The organism is Pacificibacter sp. (genome assembly GCF_039769035.1).
GTDB lineage: Bacteria > Pseudomonadota > Alphaproteobacteria > Rhodobacterales > Rhodobacteraceae > Celeribacter.
Map to the genome: position 1 here is coordinate 1 of NZ_JBDMZG010000152.1, position 4646 is coordinate 4646.

The 4646-nt window shown below is 52.3% G+C and carries 3 protein-coding genes and 3 pseudogenes; 3 read left to right on the plus strand and 3 right to left on the minus strand.

Going from position 1 to position 4646, the window contains the following annotated elements; translation table 11 throughout:
• Nucleotides 1–748, minus strand: a 748-nt coding sequence (locus ABF287_RS13320) for an iron-containing alcohol dehydrogenase (RefSeq protein WP_347185494.1), incomplete at its 3' end; no start/stop codon positions are given.
• Between the two features lie 88 nt (nt 749–836).
• Here ABF287_RS13320 and ABF287_RS13325 point away from each other — a divergent pair.
• Nucleotides 837–1766, plus strand: coding sequence for a LysR family transcriptional regulator (locus tag ABF287_RS13325; RefSeq protein ID WP_347185495.1), 930 nt, complete (start codon nt 837–839; stop codon nt 1764–1766).
• Between the two features lie 45 nt (nt 1767–1811).
• On the opposite strand, the pseudogene ABF287_RS13330 reads toward ABF287_RS13325, so the two are convergent.
• A pseudogene (locus ABF287_RS13330) lies at nt 1812–2195 on the minus strand (3-oxoadipyl-CoA thiolase); the annotation flags it as partial.
• Nucleotides 2196–2471: 276 nt separating this feature from the next.
• On the opposite strand from ABF287_RS13330, the pseudogene ABF287_RS13335 reads away from it, so the two are divergent.
• Nucleotides 2472–2612, plus strand: a pseudogene (locus tag ABF287_RS13335) (IS3 family transposase); the annotation flags it as partial.
• Nucleotides 2613–2876: 264 nt separating this feature from the next.
• Here ABF287_RS13335 and ABF287_RS13340 read toward each other — a convergent pair.
• Nucleotides 2877–4109: an IS110 family transposase gene (locus tag ABF287_RS13340; RefSeq protein WP_347185496.1), complete on the minus strand. Its 1233-nt coding sequence runs from the start codon at nt 4107–4109 to the stop codon at nt 2877–2879.
• A 34-nt stretch (nt 4110–4143) separates the two neighbouring features.
• On the opposite strand from ABF287_RS13340, the pseudogene ABF287_RS13345 reads away from it, so the two are divergent.
• Nucleotides 4144–4433: pseudogene (locus ABF287_RS13345) on the plus strand (integrase core domain-containing protein); the annotation flags it as partial.
• Nucleotides 4434–4646 lie beyond the last annotated feature (213 nt).

Consider the following 4646-nt stretch of genomic DNA (forward strand, 5'->3'; position numbering starts at 1 on the left):
AAGCCCCCCCCAGTGTATGGCAAATTTTATGGTGCAGCGCCATGTCGACTTGCCCTAAGACGGTCCCACATGCCCAAGCACCACGCTGAGTTGCCTCGCGCGCTGAAAGGTCATTTGGGTTTTCCAAAAGTTTAGGAAGACCATCAACAAAGGCACGTAGACCTACGATCGCCAATTCGGTTGTTCGTTCAGTTCGGTCGCGGGCGTAGAGCGCCTCAACCGCATGGGCCATGGCATTCAATGCAGACGTAACCGTCATGGAAATGGGTAAAGTTGCGACCAGCTCAGGGTCATATAAAATGACTTCAGGCCGCACCCGCAGGTCACGTAACGTCGTTTTGACGCCATTTTCTGTCTGACCAAGAATCGAGGTGCATTCACTGCCAGCATATGTTGTTGGAATGACGATTTGCGGCAAGTCATTTCTGTATGCGATTGCTTTACCCAAGCCTATCGTCGACCCGCCACCAATTGCAATCAAACAATCGGCGCTGGTCTCTAAGGCATGCGTCGCGGCTGCGTCTGTCACATCCACGGGTGTATGCATTTCAGCCCTGCAAAACACCCCAACAGCAACACTTCCAAGCAGCTCTGCGATTTCGAGTGCCAGATGGTTTTGTTGCGGCGTGGATAAGATCAGAACGCGTGATGCGCCGATTTTGTTTGCTTCAACTGCGATTGTCTTTCGAATTGCCGCCCCGAACACGACGCGCACTGTTGGTTCAATGTTCTCTTCGAACCGCTCCATGTTGTCACCTCTTACTATGTTAATCTTAACTACACCGTTAGAAATGGAGCGTTGATCCAATCTACGGAAAACAATATAACTTGATGGTATGAAGATCGACCCAAAACACCTCCACCTACTGGCCGAAATTGTTGATTCAGGCGGGTTAAGCGAAGGCGCTATGGCGCTGAACAAATCGCAACCAAGTGTTTCGCGGACGCTCTCCATGTTGGAGGCCCGACTGGGATCGCGATTATTCGAAAAGGGGAAACGCCCGCTCCGCCCAACCGAGCTGTGCCAGTCACTTGCGGAGCAGGGCCGTATCATCGCTAGAGCAGGAAAAGCAGCACAAATTGCGGCTGAAATGTATCAAATGGGGAAAGCAGGAACAGCGCGTATCGCCGGCACCCCGATATTTGTTGACGGTGTGATCTCAAGTATGATCGCAACGTTTCAGAGGGAATTTCCTGATGTTGCGATCCATCAAACCTATGGCTACTTGCCGGAGCTGACCGAACAATTGAATATCGGGAACATTGATTTGGCTATCTGTCCGGTAAACGCCAATGAAGTTCCCAAAGGCATATCGTTTGAACCCGTTTTGCAAGGGCACAACGTCATCGCATGCGCCCCGTCGCATCCACTTGCGCGGCGATCTACATTTAATCTCGCCGAAATCTCCCGCTATCCTTGGATAGCGCCCCCCGCAGGTAGCCCACTTTATGCAGACCTGCGCGGGACGCTGGAGAGCATTGGTGTTTCCGACTTCAAAGTCAGCTTTACCGGGGGCTCACTTGCATCCATAATCGCTGTTTTGTCCGGGTCAGAAACCCTGACCGTGTTGCCCTATTCAGTCGTTTTCATGCAAAGCCATACAAAGACGCTGACGACCCTACCTGTCACAATTGGCCACCCGAAACGACAGCTTGGTCTTTTTTGGCGAGAGGATCGAGCTGTGCGCCCCGCAGTTAGCCGGTTTCGGCAATTTCTTGGCCGCGAATTTTTGAGCATTGCTCAACAGATCGAAAAAGCTGGCTGAACTGTGGAGCGGCAAGAAGCTTGACGTGGTTAATTGAAAAATCACTTAATATCCTTCCAACACAATCGCGATGCCTTGGCCCACACCGACGCACATGGCGGAAAGGGATTTTTCGCCAGATTTTAATTGCAAAGCAGCGGTTCCAGTTAGACGCGCACCAGACATGCCAAGCGGATGCCCAAGAGCGATAGCGCCGCCGTTTGGGTTCACCCGAGGATCGTCATCCGCTATTCCCAAGTCGCGCAGCGTGGCCAAGCCCTGGCTCGCAAATGCCTCGTTTAGCTCAATCACAGCAAGATCTTCCAGTGCTAAACCTAATCGCGTCATCAGTTTTTTTGACGCAGGCGCGGGACCAAAACCCATAATTCGTGGCGGGACGCCCGCGGATGCGCCCCCTAGAATGCGGGCAATTGGGGTGAGCCCGTGTTTTTCCGTATCCTATGCTTGTCATACGTGACTTGTCGCACGCGTATCCGTTCAGGCCTTTGGGGAAGACGGCGGTTGATCAAACTCTGAAACGGTCCATCATGACCCAGCCATTTACGATCCAACCACCGCCACTGCACGCCGCAAATGGCGCGGCGTGCAGTGACCCCTTTATAAAGCAGGAGCCAAGTTCAGGATAAGACAAGCCATTCAGGTGCTTGGTCTTGTGCTCTTCGACAGTGTACTGACTCAGCCGCTCGCCGCGAACGGTGCAGTCAAGCGATGGATTTCGTGCATGACCAACTGTCCACAGGGCGCAAGATTCGCAACTTGATAGTGCTCGACACCTTCTCGCGGTATGTTCCGGCGCTGGATCGGGTCTGGCGTCAGATTGGCTACCCGAAAACCATTCGCGTGGACAACGTCCTATGCGTGGAATAATTGGCTGATTTGGCATCAGGTCATTGTCGCATCGAGGCGTCTCGACACGTTAGAAGCATGGCTCAGTTTGGCATTTTGGTCAACGAACTGTCTCTCCCATAACAAACACAGAGTACGCTTTTGCGGCTCTCACCGTCCTTAAGACGAGATCTTTCGGTCGTTGAGCAGAAGGCCTAAACATTATCTACGAGGTCAGTTGTCTGCCTCCACCGCCCTTACAGAGAAAGATCCTACTGCTGTCGGTCACCCCTCAAAGAAGGGGCGATACGGTTCGCCATGCTTGATGATCCCATGAACAGTTCGGGCCATTTTTGCTGCGATTGCGGTGTACGCCTTTCGGCGCAAATGGGTGTTGTGACGGTCTTTGGCGATATAGCGCTCGAACTTGTCGCGGAAGCTGTTGGTGCGCTGCAGAATAGCAACCTGTCCAGCCATCCAGAGGGTTCGTCGGAGGCGGGCATTGCCATATTTTGAGAGCTTTGTTTGGCCCCTGAATGTGCCCGATTGCATGGTCGCAAGGTCCATGCCACAGAACTTTAAGAACTGTCGGTGATGACAAAAACGCCGTAAATCCCCAGCTTCTGCCAAAACTGTCAAAGCATTGATGGGACCAATCCCGGGGATCGACGTCAGCAGTTGATAGTCAGGGTGGTTTTTGAGAAGCGTGACGGCGCGAGTCTCGATTTGATTGCGTTGAGCTATCAAACTCCGGCTTTCAGTCAAGACCAAGCGGAACATACTGATTGCGTCGGAATCTGCGGCAACCGGCAGTCCGACTGATACTTTGGCCGTCTCGTAGATATCGGAAAGTAACCGCTCTTTTGCAACTTTGCGGCCCACCACATCCCAAGCGTCAGCGGTGAATGCGCCTTTGCTCATAGCTGAGATGAAGTGCGGGGACGGATAGCGATCAAGGAAAGCGAAGAACCAGTCACTGCGAGAACTACGATGGAAACGATCAGCTTCGGGGAAATACAACGGCAGATAATGGGTCAAAATACGATGCCACAGCTCGGTCTTCGACTTGGATACGATATCGTGCGTTTTGGAAAGCTCTTGGATATCGTTGGTGCCGCGCACGAGGGGGTCATGGTAAAACTGTTCGTTCCCAATCTCCATCATGTGAAGAATGACCTGGGCATCCTTAGGGTCGTTTTTGTCCCAACTGTTGTGCAAGGCCTCTCGCGTTCTGGCCAGGACCACTGATGACACCAACTTCAACTCAAAACCTGCTGCGGCAAGATGATAAGCCAAGGCCCGGTGATAATTAACCGTTGCTTCAAAAGCTACACGGACGGGGCGGCCGTAGCTGGCAAGCGACGTGATTAGACGATTGAAGTCGTCCAGCTTGTTAAGAACAGTCAAACGACGGCGGCGCTTCTTGTCCGGAATAGCAATGAGGACTTCGTGGCGGGCTTTCGAGATATCGATGGCCACCAAAACGGGCGCGGTTTGTGTAATAATGATATCGGTCATAGCCTTTAAACCAGCATCATTCCAAAGGTGTTACGGCAGCGAATTTATCTCGCGCGACATGGATCTATGGGCTTACAGGCGGAACGTCACACTAGACTTCTCTCGGCCTGGGGAACCAACGGCCAATGCCTATATCGAGGCTTTCAATGGCAGGTCTCGTGCAGAATGTCGGAACGCGCATTGGTTCATGGGCTTGAATTTACCGCCTAAAAGTTGGATGCTTGGCGTAGAGACTACGACGAAGAAGGACCGCACAGCACAATCCGGAAGAGGATCCCAGCTGCCCTGATAAAATTACCAGACGTATCCAGCCCGTCGGAATAATCAATTCTAGGGCACTTTGGGTAGCAAAGCACTGTTGGGTGGAATCTATGCAAATTCGGAGGAGTTCTAGGGGTACAGTTCGGGCCAAAAAGTAGTTAAATATCCATAAGCACCGCTGACGTCCTAGGTCGACATTGCGATCCCTGCCTTATACTTTTGCCCCCCGAGTACGCGCCTAAGCATTCTCGGAGGATTTGCATTTTCACTCACCCT